This is a genomic window from Halomonas ventosae, from assembly GCF_004361885.1.
Taxonomy (GTDB): Bacteria; Pseudomonadota; Gammaproteobacteria; order Pseudomonadales; family Halomonadaceae; genus Halomonas; species Halomonas ventosae_C.
In genome coordinates this window covers 197,757-218,146 of the sequence record NZ_SNWH01000004.1, presented here as the reverse complement: position 1 = coordinate 218,146, position 20,390 = coordinate 197,757, and the positions used below count along the sequence as shown (strand labels likewise).

Annotated in this window: 17 protein-coding genes and 3 pseudogenes; 11 read left to right on the top strand and 9 right to left on the bottom strand. The window is 52.7% G+C overall.

Annotation, left to right across the window (positions count from 1 at the left end):
- Positions 1 to 149 precede the first annotated feature (149 nt).
- The 3 genes and pseudogenes from DFO68_RS05275 to DFO68_RS05265 form a co-directional block, all read right to left on the bottom strand.
- Positions 150 to 791: pseudogene (locus tag DFO68_RS05275) on the bottom strand (helix-turn-helix domain-containing protein); the annotation flags it as partial.
- A gap of 357 nt (positions 792 to 1,148) precedes the next feature.
- Complete coding sequence (locus DFO68_RS05270; protein ID WP_133482626.1) at positions 1,149 to 1,760, bottom strand: LysE family translocator; 612 nt, start codon at positions 1,758 to 1,760, stop codon at positions 1,149 to 1,151.
- A gap of 2 nt (positions 1,761 to 1,762) precedes the next feature.
- Positions 1,763 to 3,337 (bottom strand): B12-binding domain-containing radical SAM protein, encoded by a 1,575-nt coding sequence (locus DFO68_RS05265; protein ID WP_133482625.1) that lies wholly within the window; start codon positions 3,335 to 3,337, stop codon positions 1,763 to 1,765.
- Between the two features lie 107 nt (positions 3,338 to 3,444).
- Here DFO68_RS05265 and DFO68_RS05260 point away from each other — a divergent pair, with 107 nt between their 5' ends.
- The 10 genes and pseudogenes from DFO68_RS05260 to DFO68_RS05215 form a co-directional block, all read left to right on the top strand.
- Complete coding sequence (locus tag DFO68_RS05260; RefSeq protein WP_166637524.1) at positions 3,445 to 4,362, top strand: LysR family transcriptional regulator; 918 nt, start codon at positions 3,445 to 3,447, stop codon at positions 4,360 to 4,362.
- Between the two features lie 697 nt (positions 4,363 to 5,059).
- Positions 5,060 to 5,365: an indolepyruvate ferredoxin oxidoreductase subunit alpha gene (locus tag DFO68_RS15980; protein ID WP_347813120.1), complete on the top strand. Its 306-nt coding sequence runs from the start codon at positions 5,060 to 5,062 to the stop codon at positions 5,363 to 5,365.
- Positions 5,366 to 5,413: 48 nt separating this feature from the next.
- Complete coding sequence (locus DFO68_RS05250) at positions 5,414 to 6,460, top strand: iron-containing redox enzyme family protein (RefSeq protein WP_133482622.1); 1,047 nt, start codon at positions 5,414 to 5,416, stop codon at positions 6,458 to 6,460.
- Positions 6,461 to 6,489: 29 nt separating this feature from the next.
- Positions 6,490 to 7,200, top strand: coding sequence for a 2OG-Fe dioxygenase family protein (locus DFO68_RS05245; protein ID WP_133482621.1), 711 nt, complete (start codon positions 6,490 to 6,492; stop codon positions 7,198 to 7,200).
- Positions 7,201 to 7,229: 29 nt separating this feature from the next.
- Positions 7,230 to 8,087 (top strand): ThiF family adenylyltransferase, encoded by an 858-nt coding sequence (locus DFO68_RS05240; RefSeq protein ID WP_133482620.1) that lies wholly within the window; start codon positions 7,230 to 7,232, stop codon positions 8,085 to 8,087.
- A gap of 28 nt (positions 8,088 to 8,115) precedes the next feature.
- Positions 8,116 to 9,189 (top strand): pyridoxal phosphate-dependent aminotransferase, encoded by a 1,074-nt coding sequence (locus DFO68_RS05235; RefSeq protein ID WP_208107355.1) that lies wholly within the window; start codon positions 8,116 to 8,118, stop codon positions 9,187 to 9,189.
- Between the two features lie 96 nt (positions 9,190 to 9,285).
- A complete protein-coding gene (gene argC, locus DFO68_RS05230) occupies positions 9,286 to 10,227 on the top strand; it encodes an N-acetyl-gamma-glutamyl-phosphate reductase (RefSeq protein ID WP_133482619.1) in 942 nt (313 codons plus the stop codon).
- An 11-nt stretch (positions 10,228 to 10,238) separates the two neighbouring features.
- The gene (gene dapF, locus DFO68_RS05225; RefSeq protein ID WP_166637523.1) at positions 10,239 to 11,099 is read left to right on the top strand and encodes a diaminopimelate epimerase; all 861 of its coding nucleotides are present in this window, start codon (positions 10,239 to 10,241) and stop codon (positions 11,097 to 11,099) included.
- Between the two features lie 10 nt (positions 11,100 to 11,109).
- The gene (locus DFO68_RS05220) at positions 11,110 to 11,625 is read left to right on the top strand and encodes a GNAT family N-acetyltransferase (RefSeq protein ID WP_133482617.1); all 516 of its coding nucleotides are present in this window, start codon (positions 11,110 to 11,112) and stop codon (positions 11,623 to 11,625) included.
- Positions 11,626 to 11,681: 56 nt separating this feature from the next.
- Positions 11,682 to 11,918 (top strand): annotated as a pseudogene (locus DFO68_RS05215) (transposase family protein); the annotation flags it as partial.
- A 94-nt stretch (positions 11,919 to 12,012) separates the two neighbouring features.
- Here DFO68_RS05215 and istB read toward each other — a convergent pair.
- On the bottom strand, positions 12,013 to 12,768 hold the full coding sequence (gene istB, locus DFO68_RS05210; RefSeq protein ID WP_133482616.1) for an IS21-like element helper ATPase IstB: 756 nt from the start codon (positions 12,766 to 12,768) through the stop codon (positions 12,013 to 12,015).
- A 16-nt stretch (positions 12,769 to 12,784) separates the two neighbouring features.
- Positions 12,785 to 14,349, bottom strand: a pseudogene (gene istA, locus DFO68_RS05205) (IS21 family transposase).
- Between istA and DFO68_RS05200 the strand changes: the two are divergent.
- Positions 14,338 to 15,258 carry a LysR substrate-binding domain-containing protein gene (locus DFO68_RS05200; protein WP_133482615.1) on the top strand — a complete coding sequence of 307 codons (921 nt, stop codon included), beginning with the start codon at positions 14,338 to 14,340 and terminating at the stop codon, positions 15,256 to 15,258. The pseudogene istA and the gene DFO68_RS05200 sit on opposite strands and share 12 nt — an antisense overlap.
- Positions 15,259 to 15,507: 249 nt before the next feature.
- Here DFO68_RS05200 and DFO68_RS05195 read toward each other — a convergent pair whose 3' ends face one another.
- From DFO68_RS05195 to DFO68_RS05180, 4 genes are read right to left on the bottom strand one after another with little or no spacing between them, the layout of a single operon-like run.
- The gene (locus DFO68_RS05195) at positions 15,508 to 16,605 is read right to left on the bottom strand and encodes an SAVED domain-containing protein (protein WP_133482614.1); all 1,098 of its coding nucleotides are present in this window, start codon (positions 16,603 to 16,605) and stop codon (positions 15,508 to 15,510) included.
- Between the two features lie 21 nt (positions 16,606 to 16,626).
- The gene (locus DFO68_RS05190) at positions 16,627 to 17,103 is read right to left on the bottom strand and encodes a Mov34/MPN/PAD-1 family protein (protein ID WP_133482613.1); all 477 of its coding nucleotides are present in this window, start codon (positions 17,101 to 17,103) and stop codon (positions 16,627 to 16,629) included.
- On the bottom strand, positions 17,104 to 18,825 hold the full coding sequence (locus DFO68_RS05185) for a ThiF family adenylyltransferase (protein WP_133482612.1): 1,722 nt from the start codon (positions 18,823 to 18,825) through the stop codon (positions 17,104 to 17,106).
- Positions 18,822 to 20,060: a nucleotidyltransferase domain-containing protein gene (locus tag DFO68_RS05180; RefSeq protein WP_133482611.1), complete on the bottom strand. Its 1,239-nt coding sequence runs from the start codon at positions 20,058 to 20,060 to the stop codon at positions 18,822 to 18,824. The genes DFO68_RS05185 and DFO68_RS05180 overlap by 4 nt, the downstream gene beginning before the upstream one ends.
- Positions 20,061 to 20,390 lie beyond the last annotated feature (330 nt).

The following is a 20,390-nucleotide window of genomic DNA, read 5'->3' as shown; positions in this document are numbered from 1 at the left end:
AAGGTCGCGGTGAGCCTGATCCAGCCACTACGCGACGTATAAAGGCAAGCGGAAACCGGCACGCCTTGGAATGATCGCTTACGGTGAGGCGCAGCCAGTCTGCCAAGGATGCCAAAGCGTTCATGAAGCGCGTGGAGGAGAAGGCTCGCGTTGTCCGGATCGCCGCCATGAGCCGCCAGGAAGGCGCTGAAGGCCTTGATGGCGTCCTTGCCGTGGCCGGGGACGGCGAAGATCACCGGCTCCTGCTTGCGCTGCATGTCGAGGAACACCGTGACGTAGCGCTGGCCACGTCGGGACGCGGTTTCGTCCACTCCGACGGTGGCCACGTTGCTCAGATCCAGCTCCCCCAGCATGCGGCCAACGTAGTGGTGCACGATGCGCCACAGCCGCTTGTCGGAGATCTCCAGCTGCCGGGAGACGGCCAGTACCGGCATCTCCTTGACCAGCGACATGGCGGCTTGCTCGAACAGCAGGGTGAAGTCGCTGCCTGGCCGAGCCCAAGGTACCTCTATTATGCGCTTGACGCCATGCTCCGGGCACTTGGTGCGGGGCACGCGGGCGTGAAGGTAGCAGTGGTGCTGGAAGAAGTTCAGGTGCCGCCATGTCTTGTCGGCAAAGTCGTGAGCCGGACAGGCCTTGCCGCAGTCAGGACAGGGGTAGAGGCTGCCCCGCTCGGCCTCGACGTAGAGATCCAGGCGATGGGGTGACACGGAGGTATCCAGGTGCTGGTCCTTGAGGATCCAGGGCGCTTCCAGGCCCAGGCCGAGGGTCAGAATCTGGGTGCCGTCCATGCCATGCCTCCTGTCGTCGTGGAGGTCATATCCTGGCCCAGCTCAGGGGGCGAATTCCACACCCAACGACGAAGAGCCCTCTTAAATCGTGTTCTGCCAGGAACATCCTGATTCTACATGAGAAAACCACTCGGCATCTTCGTTTTCAGGTCGGGCTCATGAATAAGCCGGGATTAAATTTGGTCAGTTGAGACATCCTCAGCATAGACCATAGGTTGTGCCGATGTGAGTCAGTGAACTCCACTAATGTGACACCATCATTGATAGTGACTTCGAAATCGTAATTCAGGCACTCTTCAGTATTGATTTTCATTGCCATATCTATTCCAACTTAAGGCCAACATATATAGGCCGGAATCAACCAAAAATTACGACCCCGCCAAGAACTAAGAAGACAATTGAAACAGCAAGCCTCCCATGCTTTTCGTAGTTATCACCCCCGAGCAGATGGTTTTTTATTTTGGATGAGATCAATACGATCAGAACATCTCCTAGCGACATAACCAGATTGGCGAGAGTTCCAATAACAAACAGCATCAGGACAGGATTGTCAGCTTCTTGAGGAAGAAACTGGGGAATGAATGCGAGATAAAATAGCGAACTCTTAGGGTTCAGCACCTCTACAAGAGAGCTCTCCTTAAAAGAGGATGGTCGAACACACGCCATCTTGCCAGCTTCAAATTCATGCGCCCAGAACTGATATAGCTTACGAAAACCTAGATATAGAAAATAGCCACCACCTGCAAAACGCAAACAATCAAACAACACTGGACTGGTGAGCAAAAAGCTGGCTACTCCGGTCGCAGCAATTATCACATGCACCTGCGAGCCACAGAAAACACCAACCACTACCCTGAAGCCCGCAGCTCTCCCCTCTGCCACGGTTCTTGAGATCGTGTAGAGCATCGCCGGCCCCGGCACAAATGCAAATACCAGGCAAGAGCTGAAAAAAAGCATGTAATTTCCCATGGCTATAGCTCATCGCCTACTACAATTCCAAGATTTTTACTATAGCTCCTGATCTCATCTCTTACAGAAGCTATATCAGCTTTGCACAAAGCTGGCATCATAGCCCTAACGTAGTCATTTATTGCAGTGTCTCGGTCAAATATATCTTTATCCTGATAATAACAAGCCACTTCATCCAACACCGCGTCTTCAGAAACCTCAAGCCCAAGAGATTTTGCTTCTCGCTTTGCCGCTTCAGGGTTTATTAAATATTCATAATCCTTAGATCCTGGCTCCGGGGAAAGCATCTCCACGTCGGCGCTAACAATTACATCCCTGCCCATTTCCAATATTTTCTTATACTCTCTCACATTCTCATCAAGCAGTTCTTTATTCATTCCTATATGGCCAAGAACAAAACCTGCCTTAATTTTCACGCCAAACCTCCGAGCATTCTTTATGGCACTAATATTTGCCATATACATACTTTCAGATGAGGCAATAATACTCTTCTTTCTTAGCGGCTTCTTAAGGGCTTGCAGTGACCTTATGGCGCCGGCATCAATTCCAACAAACAGAACCTTGAAGCCAATGCTTGCCATAGCTTCCATTACATTACGCTTTTCCATACCATCAGCCCTAGCATACCCAACTAGCATTGGACGCTTATGGGTCGGCAAGTCCAACCACCATTTGGGCTTAAATTTATCCATATCTAAAAGTAGGCGGGCAAACGTTAACGGGAGCTCATCTGCCGTTATATACAAATAGTCATATCCATTATCATGAGCAGCCTTTATTGCACTCCAGGCCTGCTCATGATGAAGATAATTTCTCCACATCCCTCCATACTGGATAGAACAAAATGAACATGCATCATCTCCCTTGAATTTTATACAACCTCTGGCGATTTCTACAGGCACCCCAGACGTCACAAAACGCTGGGTTAAATCATGAATCCTACCGGTTAATCGCGATTGAAAGTTCTTCTTGTAAACACCAGTATGATCAAACACTTTATCTATCAGAGAATAATCTATATGGTGATTTATTTCTTCATCTCCCCCATTCGCAGGATTTATAATATCTTTTGTCACCAATGATGGTAACCTACGGCTGACATGTTCGTGATCCCTTATGTCATCCAACAAGCATTTTAAAGTTTGATAAACCTCATTGCCAACCACCCCGTAATCAACAGACCAATACCTTCTCATTATCTCTTTATGCATGACACTAAAATGATCATTACCAAAAATGGTCTTTATTTCTTCATCTGCTGCCTTTACAAACTCCCCGACATAAAGACAGGAATCAAAATTTGCAGTTATCGCACTTAAGCAAACTGCCAGAATTTTATCTGCATTTTCCCGAACATAAACAAAAAGCTCATCAATAGGAACAGCCACCCCGTCAAAATAGACAGATTCATACCCAAATTTACCCACATACGACGCAAGAGAAAGGACCCCAAGATGGGGAAAATTAGCCCAGTCAGTATGCTGGACACCTTTTGCAACTGATCCTTCACCATTTTCAAGATTCGCGAAAAAATCGTCTGAATTAGCGGGATTAACAAAAACCACTATATTTCTCATAGCCACCCTCTCCACAAAATAAATGAATTGATAACAAAATGCAGAGCGGTTGGAAAAAGGAAAAAATTAAGGTATGATATTAGTTCAACTCATGCATGAGATTTCACATGAAGCAACCACCACCTCTCTACGCCCTTAGAGCGTTCGAAATGGCCGCTAGATTAGGCTCTTTTACAAGAGCAGCTGATCATTTATGCCTGTCGCAAAGCGCGGTAAGTCATCATGTTAAAAATCTCGAAAATCACTTGGAATGTAAGCTATTCCAACGCAACGGAAAAATACTTTCACTCACCGAAAGAGGAGAGCAATTATCGAGCGACCTTAGAGATGCATTCATGCTTATCGAGAAGGCTTGTTATAAAAATCTAGGAGAAGCATCGGGAATAAAAATAAAAACCCCTACATCACTTACAGCGAGGTGGCTACTATCAATAACACATAGCTACAACAAAAAATCCAGCAGGAACCCTATACAGATAAGTAGCCACTGGATGGAACCCGACGAAGTTGACTTCCATTCAGAGCCATTCGACGGAGCAATATTGTTAAGTAACGGTGACTTCCCCGATCATGTGGTTTCTACAAAACTATTTGATGAGTGGCTAGTACCCATTTGCAGCTCAGATTTTCTTGATGTGCATGCTGAAAGCTTTACCTCCGTCCAGCACCTTCCTCTTCTTCACCCGTCACTAGACAAACGAGACTGGAAAAAATGGCTATATAAAACTGGGTATAAAAACAATTTCAACGTGGAGGAAGGGATGAAATTTGACACCCTAGATCAAGGGATAACTGCCGCATACCAAGGGCTAGGAATAAGCATCGCCGATTTATCAATGATAAAAAACGACCTAGAAAGCCATAGATTACATATACCCTTCCCCTACGCTGTTCATTCAGGCATGGGGTACTTTTTCGTTCGTCCTAAACATTCTGCACGTCAAGAATTGTTAGAAGATTTTGTTTCCTTTTTGTCCCAACACTCTCCAAATCATGATGTACCTGGGTTAACATACATAAAATAATCTCCCATAAGGCGCATCCTTATTTATTGGCATACGCATTCCGGAGGATGTGCCACTTAGAGCTATTATAATGATTTTCCCATCTTCTTTAACGCATTCAGAACAGCAGCTTCACCAAGCACGGTTTTATTTTGGGTATCCGGAAGATCTGGTTGATATTCTCTTGCTGGCGGATGGAAACTACCGCTGACTTCTCCGGATTTTCTGGTTGAAGACCTTTACTGGCGGACTTTTCGTGAACAACCTGATGGGTTTACAGATTTAAGCCTTCCGCCGGTGCAGCATGGCCATGGCGGGCGGTAGGGGAAGATGTCGCTCGGACCGGCTTGCCTTGTAAACGCCAACGAAGGTTGTCCAAGAACAGCGCCGCCCTCTGGCGTCGACACCCCGGCAAGTATGCGCCCCTGCCGGTTTTTTGTGCCTGTTGGGGCCTTGAGAGACGGGACCCATCAACCGCGGTGGATCCAGGGATTGGCTCCGATATCGGCCGCTCCCTGCGTAAGTCATGAATTACACTCCACTCATCTATTGACCATAAGTTCTCAATGCAATGACGTACACGCGAATAGGATAACATCCATTGAATAAGCGGATGCGCACATGTAGTTTGAATAAATCGGTTGCGGAGAGTTGGCGGTCTCAATGAGCAAATGCAACACCTGACCCATCACCATCAGGTAGGTTGTTGCCAGAATAAATGGGGATGCACATGGCGTATGTGGTAGGAGAAGAGTGTGTCAACTGTAAGCATACGGACTGCGTGGATGTGTGCCCAGTTGATGCGTTTCGAGAAGCAAGGGATTTGCTCGTCATCTGTCCAGATACTTGCATCGATTGTGGCGTATGCGAGCCCGAGTGTCCAGAAGATGCAATATTCTCTGAAGAAGAAGCTGACAAAAGCCAGGTAGAGTATGTACATATAAATAATCGCCTGGCGAAAGAGTCGCCTGAAATAACACAAAGCTTTTCCAGCAGGAATTATAGCGCTGTTGAGCTGGCTTGATCCTGCTTTGTTGCGGAAATTTTTCGATAAAACGCTGGAGGAGGGTAAATGATACAGCTGAGTGACGATATTCTGGATTGGATTGAAAAAAGTGTGTGTCTCCCGCCGAACGATTGGGAGGACTTAAATAATAACTTCAGCTTAAGGAAAAAGCTGAACGAGAGTAGCAGGAGGCTAGCAGACGCAGCTTTTAAGGTGGGTGATCGGAAGTCACGCGAGAAAGTGCATAAATGCCTCGCAGCTATTTACAATCTTGACTTCTCAACTGCCACCGTTGACAAGATTGATGCCGAGGTTCAACCAATACTTAGGGATATTGCCTCTGTATTGGAAAAGGCAGTACTCGACTACGAAATCAGCTTGATTCCGGAGTCCAGTCTCGCGGCGTATCCTCGCGATGGCAAGGAGTATGTGAAATGGCTGAAGAAACTGATTTCCAGCCATAAATCTAGTGTTCACCCCGTATACAACGACTACATCTCAGAGCATGCAGATGCCGATGACCTGGCATTCTATCTGATCCAGGAATCCAGCCTGGACCCCCGCTTCGACGACATCCTGGCGCTCATGCAGATCGGCCTGCCTGTCGATCAGAAGCTCGAGCTCGGTCAGAACTATTGGGACGAGATGGGGAATGGAGAGCCTGAGAAAGTGCACTCTCATCTGTTCCAGTCTGCTCTGTATTCCTTGGGTATCAGCTCGCAGCGGATTAAAGACGAGATGCTTCCTGAGGCTCTGGTTCAGGGGAACCTGTCGGCATGCCTCGCCTTGTCACGGCGCCACTATTTCAAAGCAGTCGGCTATTTCGGCGTCACTGAGTACCTTGCGCCAAGACGGTTCAAGCATGTCGTGAAAGCTTGGCGTCGCAATGAACTCCCCGAGGTCGGTATAGAGTATCACGATCTTCACATTGTGATCGACACGCAGCATGCAAATGGGTGGTTTAACAATGTCGTTGCGCCTCTCGTCGAGGAAGATCCGGCAATTGGCCGGGATATCGCTCTTGGTGCCGCCATTCGCTTGAGCACATCCTCTCGGTATCTGGATCAGCTGTTGAAGCACTTCGAGACGAATCGCGAAGCTGCCTCCTTATAATAGAGTTTTGAGTTTCATGGAGATTTATTATGGCTCTAAATGAGAGCGGATACGCTATCATTGAGCTCCCCGAGATTGGGGAGGAGCTGATAGAAAGTTTCAACAGGCTTGTGGCGGATCCTTATATCGGGAATGGCAACCGGCACCGCCGGTTCTCTCAATATAAGATGAGTTTCTCGGGCGAGGAGTGGAAGTTCCATCTGCTACCGCACCGTCCGTACATGACCTTTCCTAAGTACAACAAGGTGGCCGGTGGAATAAAGCGCTACTATGAGCCTCTAGAAGTGGACTTCACACCCTTTATCGCCGCGGGCGCCAAGTCGATCCCTCTCGATACGTCTGATGAGTGGCAGATCAACGTACACCAGTACCGTGTGATCACGAATTCGGAGGTGGTCGGTGTCACGGTCCCCGAGGGACCCCATCAGGATGGGCATGATTACGTCATGATCGCCGTCATCCGGCGGAACCGTGTAACAGGGGGCGAGATGAGCCTTCTCCCGGTAGGGGGTGAGGGGGAAGCCTTCTTCAAGACTACTGTGCTGGATGGTCAGGCAGCTCTGCTGGATGACCGGCGCATGTTCCACTATGTCTCCGAGATCGAGCCAGTGGAAGAGGATGGCCACCGAGATATTTTCGTCGTTGCCTTTTCCCGTTGGGCTGATCGATGGCATGGCGACGACTTCGAGAAAAAGGTGGTTGGAGAGAGTCAGCTGTCACCAGCGGCAGAAGTGTCATAATCCAAAACCAATAGGACAGGAGAACAGCAATGGATCAGTTTGATCGCAACATCCTCTTCAGCCGCATGGTCGGTCTTGTGTCGCAGTCCGAGCTGGATGCCCTAGCGGGCAAGCGCGTGGCTGTTCCGGGCTGCGGGGGAACCGGCTTCACGTACGCTGAGTGTCTGGCGCGTATGGGGGTAGGGGCCATCAATATCGCGGATGCCGACACCTTCGGCCCCGAGAACATGAATCGCCAGTTCGGCTGCACCGTCGACACCATCGGCCTGAAGAAGTCGCAAGTGCTCTCTGAACGGCTGAAAGCGATCAATCCCGCGATGGATGTGCAGGTGGTCGACTTCCTCACAGAGGACAACGTCGATGAGTACCTGGAGGGCGTCGACGTGGTATGCGATACCCTGGACTTTTTCGTCGCGGCGCCGCGCCGGCTCCTGTACAAGGCTGCACGCGCCAAGGGGATCACGGTCATCATCTGCTGTCCGGTCGCCTTCGGGGTGACGGCGCACGTCTTCGAGCCCGACGGTATCACCTTTGAGTCCTTCTTCGGGATCAATGACGCTCAGTCCGAGACGGAGCAGCTGGTGCGGTTCGGCCAGGGCCTCACGCCGTCCAGCCTGTTCAAGGCCTACACAGAGTCTCCGAGCCTGGATTTCGAGGCTAAATCGGTCGCCTCCCTCAGTGCCTCCTGCCTGATGGCCACATCGTTTGGCTCCATGCTGGCGCTTATGAAGCTCTTGGATATCGAGCCCGGTCTAAAGCCGGCGCCATACTCCTATGAATTCGACCTGCGCGCCGGCGCTTTTAAGGAAAATCTCACCGAGACTAGTGCCGGCGAGGCCGGGGCCACCGAATCATCGGAGTGTTCGGCATCGGTTGGCAGCGCATGACTAGCCATTCGCAGAAGGGGCGGTAACGGTGGAAACCATCAGCATTCGTGACTGGGTGTTCCAGGAGGCCGCGGGGCGCTACGACATTGATCTAGGAGACAGCAATGCTCCCTGCTGGAGGGTCGGAGATCTCCCGGACACGAGCCAGGTCGTGCTAGATTACGGGGCCGATCGGGGTACCAGTGCGCTCCGTGAGCATGTCGCTGAGCTCTATGGCTATAGCCCGCGCGCTATTGGCATCACACATGGAGGGCAGGAGGCCCTGTACCTCCTGTACCGGACGCTGCTCAAGCCTGGTGATCATCTGATCACCTTCTGGCCTGGCTGGCAGCAGTCCTGGCTGGCGCCGGAACGCAGTGGGTGTACCGTTACCGCTCTGCCGTATGGCGATGGCTTTCGGATGGACTTTGTCCAGCTCGTGGAGGCAATTCGCCCCACAACCCGGGCCATCGTGGTCAATACCCCATGCAACCCAACGGGGAAGGCTTTGACGGCCACTGAGCGTGACATACTGCTCCAGCTGGCCAGGTCTCGCGACCTGTACCTGATAGCGGACGAAGAGTACCTCTGCGACTTCTCGGAATCACTGGTGCATGAAGACCCGAGGGTGATATCGGTCTCAGGACTTTCTAAGGTCTATGGGGTGCCAGGGCTGCGCATCGGCTGGCTATGTGGTGACGAAACTGTCGTGGCCAACGCAATAGAATACAAGCATTTGACCACGATATCCAATTCGGCACTCTGCGAGCATCTCGGATCCACGCTGCTTGCACGGCGCGCCCATCTATTGGAGGGTTATAAAAAGCTCCTCAAGGAAGGGTATGAGACCCTCCAGCACTGGGTGGCTTCATGTGGTGGTCGGGTTTCGATCGTCGAGCCGGAAGGTACACCGTTCTGCTGGGTCAGGCTGCATGTCCCAGGGTCCTCTCTGGAATTCTGCCGAAGGGTGCTGCACAGCACGGGGGTGCTGACGATGCCCGCCGAGCTGTTCGGCGAGAAGCATGGCATGCGCTTGACCTTCGTGCGCCCCACGGCCGAGCTCGAGGAAGGTCTTGCCAGGATCAAGTCGGTTCTCCTGGAGTCGGCAGGTCAGATAGCCTAGCGGACAGTGGTTGGCTTTTCACTGTCAAACTGTTGCGGCTCAGTACCGGCCTGTTGTGACGCCGTGCTGGCGCTGATACAGAGATAAGGTGATCATATGAAAAGTGTGTTTATCGATGGTGAATCAGGGACCACGGGGCTTCAGGTCCGTGAGCGCCTTGCTATCCACCCCCAGATCAAAGTCGTGAGCATCGATCCGAAACTCAAGCGCGATGCGAACGAAAAGCGTCGCCTGATGCGGGAAGTGGACGTCGCCGTGCTCTGCTTGCCGGACGCGGCAGCGAAAGAGGCAGCGGCGCTGGCGCAAGACGTCGGCTGTCGCGTGCTCGACGCGAGCTCAGCCCACCGGACAGCCGAGGGGTGGGTCTTTGGGTTGCCGGAGCTCAGCGACCAACAGCGTGCTGCCATCGCTGGTGCGCAGTGTGTGGCCAATCCCGGGTGCTACGCCACGGGGGCCATTCTGATGCTGGCGCCCTTGGTGTCTGCTGGGGTTCTGTCCGGAGATGACGTCTACGCTATCAATGCCGTCTCGGGCTATTCGGGGGGTGGCAAGCAGCTCATCGAGCGCTACGAAAGCGGGGAGTTCCAGAGTCCCGCTGTGGCGGCCTATGGCCTGGATTTTCAGCACAAGCATGTCCGGGAGATCCAGGTGCTCAGCGGCCTGGCCCATGCCCCCATCTTCATTCCGAGTGTGGGGGCCTACCGCCAAGGCATGCTGGTGAGCATCCCGCTGCAGGAGGTAAGCGGCGAGAAGCTCGACTGCCTGCAGGGTACTCTCGAAGCGTCCTATCGCGCGGAAGACTTCATTAAGCTCCAGACCTTTAACAAGATCGATCCGGATACGGCGCCGTTCCTGACGCCACATGGCCTGGATGGGAGCAACGAGGTTCATATCCATCTCTTCGGATCCGAGGATGGTTCCCGGGGCCTGTTGGTGGCCAAGCTGGATAACCTCGGCAAGGGCGCTTCCGGTGCGGCAGTGCAGAACCTGAATCTGATGCTGGGGCTCGATGAGTCCCTCGGCGTCGATATTCGCTAAAGGAGCTGCGGTTGGAATTTATCAAATACGATGCCCTGGAGAATGACTACTTGGTTCTGGATCCTGCCTCTTGTGACCTGACCTTGGACCCGGCGGTCATTCGGCGTATCTGTGATCGTCGCCACGGTCTCGGGAGCGACGGCATTCTGTACGGACCCCACCTTGACGATGGACAGTACGGGCTGCGCATCTTCAATCCGGATGGCACAGAGTGCGAGAAGAGTGGCAACGGGCTTAGGATCTTTGCTCGGTACCTGCGTGATGCGGGCTATGTGACGGCAGGAACTGCGCAAGTCTACCTCATGATGTCGGATGCGATGGTGGATGTAGCCTATCTGGGCGATCAGGACGACCTGATCCAGGTGGCGATGGGTCAGTACACCCTGAGGTCAAGTGAGATTCCGGTCCTGCTAGAACTTCCCGTTGTCCTGGGGGTGAAGATGCAGGTGGGGCAGCACTCGCTGACCGCCTCCTGCGTCAACCTGGGCAACCCGCACTGTGTCGTGCTGGACCTGCCTGTTACAGAGAACACGGCGCGTACGGTGGGGCCCGCACTCTGCGAATCCGATCTTTTTCCGGAAAGGGTCAATGTCCAGATCACGCGCGTTGTTGATCGCCAGACGCTCGAGATCGAAATCTGGGAGCGTGGCGCTGGCTACACCCTGGCTTCCGGCAGCTCCAGCTGCGCGGCTGCCATCACCTGCCACCAGCTAGGCTTGGTCGATGCTGAGGTGACGGTGCACATGCCAGGCGGAACCGTCGGCGTGCAGATCGATAAGGCATCCGGCGTTCATCTGACGGGTCCCGTGAAAGCGGTCTTCGCCGCCAACCTGTCGCAAGACCTGAATTCCTACCTCGCTAAGGATAAGTGAGACCTACAACATGAGCTTTACCCATCGCGAAGCAACCATCGACGACCTTCCCCGAATCGTCGAGATCTACAATCACGCCATCGAGACGCGGCGGAGCACCTGTGATGTGGAGCCTCTGACGACTGAGTCCCGCGAGGCGTGGTTCTACAGCCATAGCGGCAGCTGCCGGCCGATTTGGGTGGCTGAGGATTCTGCGGCGCCGGAGAAGGGCGTGGTCGGGTACCTGAACTACTCCTACTTCATGAATGATCGGCCCGGGTACTTCATTACGTCCGACATGGGCTTGTATCTCCATCCGGACTATCAAGGGAAGGGGCTGGGGAGCTATCTCCTAGGGCAGGCGATCGAGCATGCGCCGGCCCTGGGTATCGAGGTGCTGTCGACCACCATCTTCGCCTCCAATACGCCTAGTATCAGACTGTTCGAGAAGTTCCAGTTCGAGCGCTGGGGCTTCATGCCGAAGGTAGCCCGCATGGGCGATATCGAGCATGACCTCGTGATGGTCGGGCGTCGCGTGACCTCTTAATGAGGCGAACAGTCCGTGAGCTCATCGACCCCGCCAGGGAATTGTAAGGGGATTGCGTGACCAGCCTGGCCGATAACCTCCTCCTCTTGCCGGAATACCACATCCTGGGCACCAAGGTAGAGGAACATGATCTCCACCTCCAGGTTGAAGCGCCGGACCCTGTAGCCTGTGAGGGGTGCGGTGTAGAGAGCGAGTTCGTCAGGTTCGGTAAGCGCGATGTCGCCTATCGGGACCTCCCCATCCGTGGCAAGCGGGTCACACTTTGGGTGGTCCGCCGTCGTTATACCTGCCGGATGCGTATTCCGGCGAACGTGACCGGTCATTCCGGCGATCGTGACCGATTTGCTCACTCCTCTCTCGCTGGCTCTGGTTTTGTAAGCTGACCGGTCACGATGGGTCAACTTCTGCCGCTTGCGGGGCGGCGCTCTTGCGCATCGATTCTCCTCTGAGTGTCAGGCGGTGGGCGCTGTGTAGCAGCCGGTCCAGGATGGCGTCAGCCACCGTCGCGGCGCCGATGTAGTCGTGCCAGTGCTCGATGGGCAGCTGGCTGGCGATCAGCGTCGAGCCCCGGCCATGCCGGTCCTCGATCACCTCCATCAGGTCCTGGCGCTGCGGTGCGGTCATCTTCTGCATGCCCCAGTCGTCGAGGATCAGCAGGTCGGTCTTCTGCAGCTGACCCATCAGCCGGGCGTAGGAGCCGTCGCCCTGGGCGATGCGCAGCTGCTCGAACAGGCGCGGCACCCGCAGGTAGCGCACCGAGTAGCCTTGCCGGCAGGCCTGGTTGCCCAGCGCGCAGGCCAGCCAGGTCTTGCCGCACCCGGTGGGGCCGGTGATGCACAGGTTGAGCGCCTGGCCGATCCACTCGCCGCTCGTCAGCGGTGCCATGCGGCCGCGCTCCAGGCCGCGGGGGTGGCGGTAGTCGATGTCCTCGACGCAGGCCGTCACGCGCAGCTTGGCGGCCTTCAGCAGCCGGTCGAGGCGGCGGTTATCGCGATGCAGGACCTCTCGGTCAAGCAGCATGCCCAGGCGCTCCTCGGACGGCAGGTCGTAGGTGTCCGGCTGGGTGAGCTGGTGAGCTAGGGCGTCGTGCATGCCGGTCAGCTTGAGGCGGCGCAGGGTGTCAAGCAGGGGCTGGATCATCATCGGTCGTCTCCTCGGGTCAGTGGTAGTACTCGGCACCGCGCACATTGGTATGGGGCGGCAGATCGTCGAGCGCTTCTGGGAGCGTCAGCATCGGCTGCTGATCCAGCCCCTGCTTGAGAATCGAGGCGATGCTGCTGTAGCGCGTGGTGGGGATCGCCAGAGCATGCGCACAGGCCTGCTCCAGTCGGACCTTGCCGTAGCGCCTACTGAGCTGCAGCAGACCCAGGCAGGCACGGTAGCCATGCTCACAGGATGAGGGCGGTCCTGAAGTTGTCGCTGGGTCATTTCCAGCGTGGCAACGCCGATGTCCTTCGCCCAGTCCAGGAAACGACTCGGTGACCAGTCGCGGTGGGCCTGGTGGCGCTTGGGCATGTGCTCGGCCAGGGTCGAGAAGCGCCCCGGGGCATGGCGCGGGTGTGCCGCCACCTGGTGGCCCTTGTGGAACACCTCCACCATGGCGTGGGTCAGGCGCACCTCCAGCACTTGGCCAACCAGGCTGTGCGGGACGCTGTAGAGGCGTTTGTCGAGATCGAGGTGGTAGTCGATGCCGGGCTTGGCCTTGCGCCACTCGGCGTACTCGTAGAGCGTCTCCGGCAGCGGGCGCAGCACCGGCCGGTCGATGACCTGGAACAGGTCGCGCCGGCTCTCCTCGCGGCCCTGGAAGGGTCGGCGGTTGAGGTCCTCCAGCAGCTCGCGGATGGCCTGGTTCAGTGAACACAACGTGAAGAAGGTGTGGTGCCGCAGGCGGGCCAGAATCCAGCGCTCCACCAGCAGTACCGCGGCCTCCGCCTTGGCCTTGTCCTTGGGCTTGTAGGGCCGCGCTGGCAGCACCGCGACCTGGTAGTGTCGGGCCATCTCGGCGTAGGTCGCGTTGAGCTGGCTCTCGTAGCGACACGCCCGCGTCACGGCGCTCTTCAGATTGTCGGGGATGAGCAACTCGGGGACGCCGCCCAGGAACTGGAAAGTACGCTGGTGAGAGGCAATCCAGTCGGGCAGCGCCTGGCTCCAGGTGGCCTCGGCGTAGGTGTAGCTGGAGGCGCCCAGCACAGCAACGAACACCTGGGCCCGTCGTTCCTCGCCGGTGGCCTGGTTGATGATCGGCACGGTCGGGCCGCAGTAGTCGATGAACAGCTTTTCGCCGGCACGGTGGACCTGGCGCATGCTGCGCCGCTGGCGTTCCCGCCAGGCGCGGTAATGATCGCAGAACCGACTGTAGCGGTAGGCCTTGTCGTCATGGACCTCGACGTACTCTGCCCACAGCAGCTGCAGGGTGACGCCCTTGCGCTTGAGCGCCTGGTGGATCTGGAAGTAGCCCGGCGCCGAAAAGCGCACCGGCGGCGACTTGGCCGGGAACAGCCGCGCCTCCAGCGCCGCTTCGTCGGTGCCATCGGGTAGTGGCCAGCTGATGCCGGCCACTTGGGCCAGGCTGACGTACTTGCTGACCACGCCCTTGGAGAGGCCGCAGGCCCGAGCAATCTTCTCGTGGCTGAGGCCGGCGTCGTACTTGAGGCGCAACACCTCATAGTATCGAAAGCATGATGAGTAGTTGAATACGCGGGAGAGCGAGACATGGCGATAGATACCCGAGCACTTATCACTTTGCGTTCGATGGAGCAATTCATTGCTGTAGCGGAGGAATTACACTTCCATCGTGCTGCAGAACGACTGAATATGTCGCAGCCGCCTCTAACCAGTGCCATCCGTAAGCTAGAGGACGATATCGGTGTCACTCTCATCGAGCGTGGCAACCGCGTACTTGGCTTGACTCCTGCGGGAAAGAAGTTTCTTGACGAGGCACGTGAAACCCTTCGACGGGCGGAACAGACCATCACCGCTACGGTAGATGTAGCTGCAGGTCGAACAGGCGTATTGCGCCTGGGTTATGTGGGAAGCGCACTTTACGGTCGGTTACCTGAGGTTATTCGTGAATTCAGGGCAAGTCATCCGAAGGTTCGTCTTGAGCTACGTGAAGCAACTACCGCTGCACAGATTGCCGCATTACGTGATGGCATATTTGACGTAGGTGTTTTGATCCCTCCTCTTGTGAATGCTGGAGATGTTACACAGACACAATTCGATAGTGACCGCTTATGCATGGCCATCCCAAGAGATCATCCTCTCAGTAAGCAGTCAGAGCTAACGCTTGCCGACCTCTCAAATGAACCATTTATTTTGTGGCCAATGGTTGAAGGACGAGGCTTTCATCTTCAGGTTATTCGCCTTTGTGCGAACGCAGGCTTTGTGCCAATGGTTACACAGGAGGCACACGGGATGCATGCAGTGCTGTCTTTGGTGTCTGTCGGAGGAGGAGTCTCCGTCGTCCCCCAAAGTATGAGTGGCTTTCGTGGAGACCAGATCAGCTACCACCCGTTATCGGGTTCAGAGCCTAGATTTGATCTCGTAATGGGTTACTGCCATTTATCTCCATCGGCGCAGGCCTTCGTTCGTTCCGCCGAGGACACGAGGCCTACTGCTTTACATCCCTCATAATAATGCAATACCCGATGAGGTGTACTTCGATCAACCACTGTTCCAGGCGGCCTGACACCTGATGACAACCCGATCAGAGCTTAGCTCGCCTGTCAGGTGGTCCAGTGAATGGGGTCCACTTCAACCAACCACCGATCCGCACGCCTGTCGCTTGATGACACCCAGCTAGATCGCATTTCACCTATCAAGTGATCCAAGTTCTGAGTTTCACTTAATAACACCTCCGTCAGAGGGTATGTATAACGACTGTTAGTCGCCACTAAAGAATATTTTAGCATAATCAACTCCAGCAACAGGCATCAAAACACCCCAAGGATAGGCCCGTTCTTTACCACGTTCAAACTGATAAACAATCAGCTCAGGTAGATTACGTTTGTCATATCGGCGCCCAAATGTGAAAACCACGCTGTTTGGCGCTGCCATAACTAAATGTATGCGTTTTACATCATGCTCACTGAGTTGCTTGACAACTTCAAAAAATTGCTGTGCTAGGCGATTTTGTTTTTCGCGAGACCAATGTGCGTCTGAGGACATGCCATCGAGAGTAAGCCTCACAGCGGGATAATTAAATGTACTTTTTAAGTTTTTGTCGTCAATTGCATAAGAGAAAGCAAGTGCTATCACCACATCTTCTTCATGAACAACCCTTTCAACCCCATTTACACTAAATTCAGCTCCATCGTCTTCTTCATCTAGTTTACGCCAGTTTTCTCGCGTTCGATCCCAGTCATATAGATCAATCACTCCCTCATCGTCCAAAAGCACGCCTGTTAGAAAAGTATAAGGAACAGATGTTAGACCACCATAAAAGACTTTCAGGCTGCTCCTTTCGGAACTTTTTTTGTGCTGAAGTATCGTTCGGTGCACACTATAAATCTCACTTAGTGCGCGTTCGGGCTCGATGACTTTTCCATCCAGACGATTCCGCAAGTCAAGCAGAACGGGGATAATTTGCCCTTTAGTGTTTTTTCTCACTACTTGATCAAGTGGAGAACCATCATCATCACGAAGTCCTCGACCTTCAACCACTACAACTCTCTTCTTAGAGTTGTTTTTTGCCTCGCTCACAACCCTATAAACAATCAAGCTCAACGCGATTAATATAGCAATAGAGCAGATTGCTAGTATTAAGATGTGGATATCAGTGAAAGTTTTTTGTACGGACAAAATTTCTTCAGGTACAGTCCCCAGAATAAGACGCAAGATAAATGCCACAAATGGCGGGACACCGAAAACAGCTAATAACACACCAAAAGCCGACTTTAAAATAATAGCTTCAATTGAATGAACGCGAAATAGCCAGTCGGTTCCCTTGCGGACAAAATTTTCAAAGAGCTTTTTGATCATTTATATATCACTCACCACCAATTAATATCTGGCTATTAATTTCTCATGGACCAAGCCTATCGGGGTCGGCTCATAATCTCTAACGAAAAGGCTTGCACTAAATTCAAGCTGCGAGCACCACTTCAACCGAGCTATTAAAAGGACTGCAAACTCAACACCTCCTGAACCGTCGACTAAATCCTTCATCGCATTCAGATCCTGCAAACTGGGCTGCACTTCATAGCTTGGATGAGTGTGCCATTCACCAAGATAGTTGTATCTACGATAGTCTGCCCCAGTTCTTTCAAAGAAATCGGTTAGAGCTTGGCTATGCTGCTCTGCATCACGGACAAAATTCGAATGAGAACCACTACTGCAATCAACAGAGAAATCTACAATCCTAAACTTTTGATCTTCAACCTCTTCACCCATAATTATTCCGCCAATTTCACGGCGTCCGGCGCGGAGCATATGGCAGCGCATTTTATTCAGCACATCAGTTGGCAGAAGAATTTGCATCTAACTATCCTCAGAAGGAAAATGCTCTCTAAAGAGCTGTGCAAGCGCTTCTGGCTCCAACATATCAATATTCTCTCCCCATTCCCCATCAGGCATGAGGTCAATAGGGCGAGTATCAAAAGGCTCATTGAATAGCCACTCTGAAGAGAAACCGACAACATAGGCGGAAACAGGGAAGATACTTGCTTCTGGGCGAGACAGAATATCGGATGCAAATCTAGCCGCATATCCTGCCATGATCGAAATCTCAGCATCTTCTGCAATTAACGGTTCCCCTTCTCCATCTCGGCCATCATAATGACTTACCCCTTCTGACCGGATCCAATCCATACCTTGGTCATTGCACCAGACCTTAATTTGAGATCGTGCTGCTAACGGGATGGGATCTATATCGGGGCGGGCACGAGCAACAATTCCACCGATACCCCCAGCAAACACCTCCACCCAAATCATTGGTTTTTTCTGACGTGTTGACACCGAGGCGATCATATTAAATGCTGTTGGTTCAGCTGTAGCATCTATCAGGAGATCGCATTCACCAAGTGACTCGAGGGCTCCAGCCATCGAGTCTGCGCTTTCTTGACCACCGAGGGCGATCCGCAAGGCTTTGATATCCACGTGAGGATTAATTCTGAGCAGCCGACCACGCAAGGCTTGAGCCTTGTGAGCGCCTGTATCGTTAAGGTCTAGTTCATTGCGAATGACATTACCGGGAAAAAAAATATCCTCATCAATAAAAAAGAAACTTCCTACACCAGACCGGCACAAGCTAGCAGCAATTTTTGATCCAATGGAACCGCACCCAACAAGACCTACCACTTTGTTAGAAAGAGAGAAGCTAGTGTCTGGCAAACGTTGCTTTTCGCTCGGAAGTCGCAATGTTGTATAGTTAATGACTTTACGATCATTAATTTCCCCAAAAATACAGAAAAATGACCAAGACTCTTCGTCACCTATTAGCAGATGCGAAAAGCTGTTGCTGTTCAGTAGCGAGTCACACAGATCAACTAGCTCAAAACTTTCGAGAAGCGCTCGCAGCTCATCCGCATTACTTGCACTAGGACTACCGACTCCGACTAGCCGAACTACTAACCCCACATCGTTTATTCTTCCTTCTGGGAACACGAAATCACTAGGCAATGCCGACTCTTCATTCGCACCAACATGAGAAAGCGTTGATATATATACAGACGATGAACTCCGCTCACTCAAAAAAACAGAGGTTGGCTCGCGCTCATTCAATGCATTGAGGATTTTTATATCGTGCTCGGTTACTAAAAATCGAAAATGTTTTGACCGCATGTCACGTCCTAAAGACGCCACGTGAGCCGAATGTGCGTAAAGCATTTTGCCTTGCTCGGGGCGCTCTTCCAACAATAATTTTTGGCAGCTAACTATCATGTCCGCCCCTGTGACTGACGGCTTCCAGTTATCCGGCCGATACTCCAAGCAAAGCTCACCATCCGCACCGTACTGATGCAGAGAAACTTGCGTTCTATCTTTTGTATAAACCATCGGTGGCGTATCTGGGAATACGCTCGGATAGACCATCTGAAAAGCAAACTCTTCATCGCTATTGGTGACTTGGAAGTCTACGCACATAGCAAGATCCACGCTGATTTGCCACCTCGAAACCCGAAGCCAATCAACCGTGGCTTCAAGCTCTGTGATGGAGAGCTTTTCAGAAGATAGCCGCGTGCTATTCGTAATCCACCAGGTCATGCGAAGCCATCCGGCTTTTTGGGGGTTCTTGGCTCGTCAGAGAAAGACACATTGGGTGCCGAAAAAGCCGATGCGGCTGTTGCAGCACTCAGAAGTCCGCCCCCTACGGAGCTCGAAGAATTGATACTATTGCTTACTTGATCAGTCAGATCACTCCCAATGCGACTAGCTAGAACACTAGATATACGCCGGTGTTCGACAAGGCGTCCGGCTTCACGAAAATCCTCACGGGCCTCTTCAAGCCAATCAAAAAATGCTACCGCCCGCTCAGGATGAGCCTCCCACTTGTCTGCAAAATTTTCGAGGGCATCAGTGGGATTCCTGATGATATATTTCTCACCATCATGACCAATCGCATCTTGCATGCGGCTCAAGATCGAAAGCAGGGCAAGACCAATTGTTTCCTCACCTCGATAAGCGTGTGCTGCTAGCGTGGAAATAATGATGGAGATAGGCTTGTTTGTTGGGTCATCAGCAAACATTATGTCTCGATGACGTTTTAGAATCATGATAGCTGATTGAAGTGGGGTTCTGACGCGGTAAGTGGGAATATCTTCGACACTGGCCGTAATTATTCCGCCTGAGCGCACCTCGTCTAGCACCTGTTGCCGCCGACGTTTAAAGACATCTCCCATTCGCAACTTAAACCATTCTGCGTACCCGCGAGGATTGGAACGCGGCCAGTCATTTGTGATCTGATAGTATTGAGGGATTACTTCATTATCAGTAATCGCAACAGCTGTATCGGAAAACTGGGCATCCAGCCTTCTATCTTCGAGCAAACGGCGTTGATCGTGCCCATTTGGAATACATGGAACGATATCCATATGAAATTGCGCACCGTCGGCATATTCTAACCGCCAACACCGCCGACCTTCGTGAACTTCCTTTGAGATTCCTTTACTTTCTCGATAAAGCTTGACTTCATGGCCAAGGAGTTCTTTCAGACCAGCTTGTGTCAGCTCTGACTTATCAAGGTTATTCAAATTACAGGCGCAGTCGACATCATATTCTTCTTCAGCAGACTGTGGTTTGATGACTGTACCCAATCGAAAGGAGCCCTGTACAAACACATCCGGGTCAAGATGTCGCACACAAGAACCGTCCCTATGAAACCATTCTCCAAGAGATTTATAGCTCTTCTCCGCCTGCTCATATCGTGAGATAGGAATTTCAAGGACTTTTGCCAGAGCATCTAAATAAGCTTCACTCTGCTTGGTGATTGTAACTGTCATGCGCACCACTCCCGGCTTCATTTTCTTACAAAGTGGCTTCCAAAAGCATATTAGCCTTAACCACCCTTGCACAAAATTAGCATATATAGAGAAGAAAGAAAAATCAAACTACCACATATGGTAGAAAACAAATCTTCCCCTCAGCTCCCGCAGTGAACATAGACCCCAACACCAGCATCAGGGAAGCACCAGCTACAGCATAATCATCGGAATCACATCAACCTGCGTCGATCGACAATGGTGCTGCTCCCGCAGAGGATGGAATACTGTTGTAAGTATTCACTAGCATTAGCTATAGGAAATTTCGTGATGGACGCATAGGATGGCGCA

Excerpts from the sequence above, each read along its gene's own strand:
- DFO68_RS15980 (WP_347813120.1), top strand. The coding sequence starts at position 5,060 with ATGGGGATGCACATGGCGTATGTGGTAGGAGAAGAGTGTGTCAACTGT.
- DFO68_RS05220 (WP_133482617.1), top strand. The coding sequence starts at position 11,110 with ATGAGCTTTACCCATCGCGAAGCAACCATCGACGACCTTCCCCGAATC.
- DFO68_RS05265 (WP_133482625.1), bottom strand. The coding sequence starts at position 3,337 with ATGAGAAATATAGTGGTTTTTGTTAATCCCGCTAATTCAGACGATTTT.
- DFO68_RS05240 (WP_133482620.1), top strand. The coding sequence starts at position 7,230 with ATGGATCAGTTTGATCGCAACATCCTCTTCAGCCGCATGGTCGGTCTT.
- DFO68_RS05250 (WP_133482622.1), top strand. The coding sequence starts at position 5,414 with ATGATACAGCTGAGTGACGATATTCTGGATTGGATTGAAAAAAGTGTG.
- DFO68_RS05270 (WP_133482626.1), bottom strand. The coding sequence starts at position 1,760 with ATGGGAAATTACATGCTTTTTTTCAGCTCTTGCCTGGTATTTGCATTT.
- DFO68_RS05260 (WP_166637524.1), top strand. The coding sequence starts at position 3,445 with ATGAAGCAACCACCACCTCTCTACGCCCTTAGAGCGTTCGAAATGGCC.
- istB (WP_133482616.1), bottom strand. The coding sequence starts at position 12,768 with ATGATGATCCAGCCCCTGCTTGACACCCTGCGCCGCCTCAAGCTGACC.
- DFO68_RS05190 (WP_133482613.1), bottom strand. The coding sequence starts at position 17,103 with ATGCAAATTCTTCTGCCAACTGATGTGCTGAATAAAATGCGCTGCCAT.
- DFO68_RS05200 (WP_133482615.1), top strand. The coding sequence starts at position 14,338 with ATGGCGATAGATACCCGAGCACTTATCACTTTGCGTTCGATGGAGCAA.
- DFO68_RS05195 (WP_133482614.1), bottom strand. The coding sequence starts at position 16,605 with ATGATCAAAAAGCTCTTTGAAAATTTTGTCCGCAAGGGAACCGACTGG.
- DFO68_RS05185 (WP_133482612.1), bottom strand. The coding sequence starts at position 18,825 with ATGACCTGGTGGATTACGAATAGCACGCGGCTATCTTCTGAAAAGCTC.
- DFO68_RS05180 (WP_133482611.1), bottom strand. The coding sequence starts at position 20,060 with ATGACAGTTACAATCACCAAGCAGAGTGAAGCTTATTTAGATGCTCTG.
- argC (WP_133482619.1), top strand. The coding sequence starts at position 9,286 with ATGAAAAGTGTGTTTATCGATGGTGAATCAGGGACCACGGGGCTTCAG.
- DFO68_RS05245 (WP_133482621.1), top strand. The coding sequence starts at position 6,490 with ATGGCTCTAAATGAGAGCGGATACGCTATCATTGAGCTCCCCGAGATT.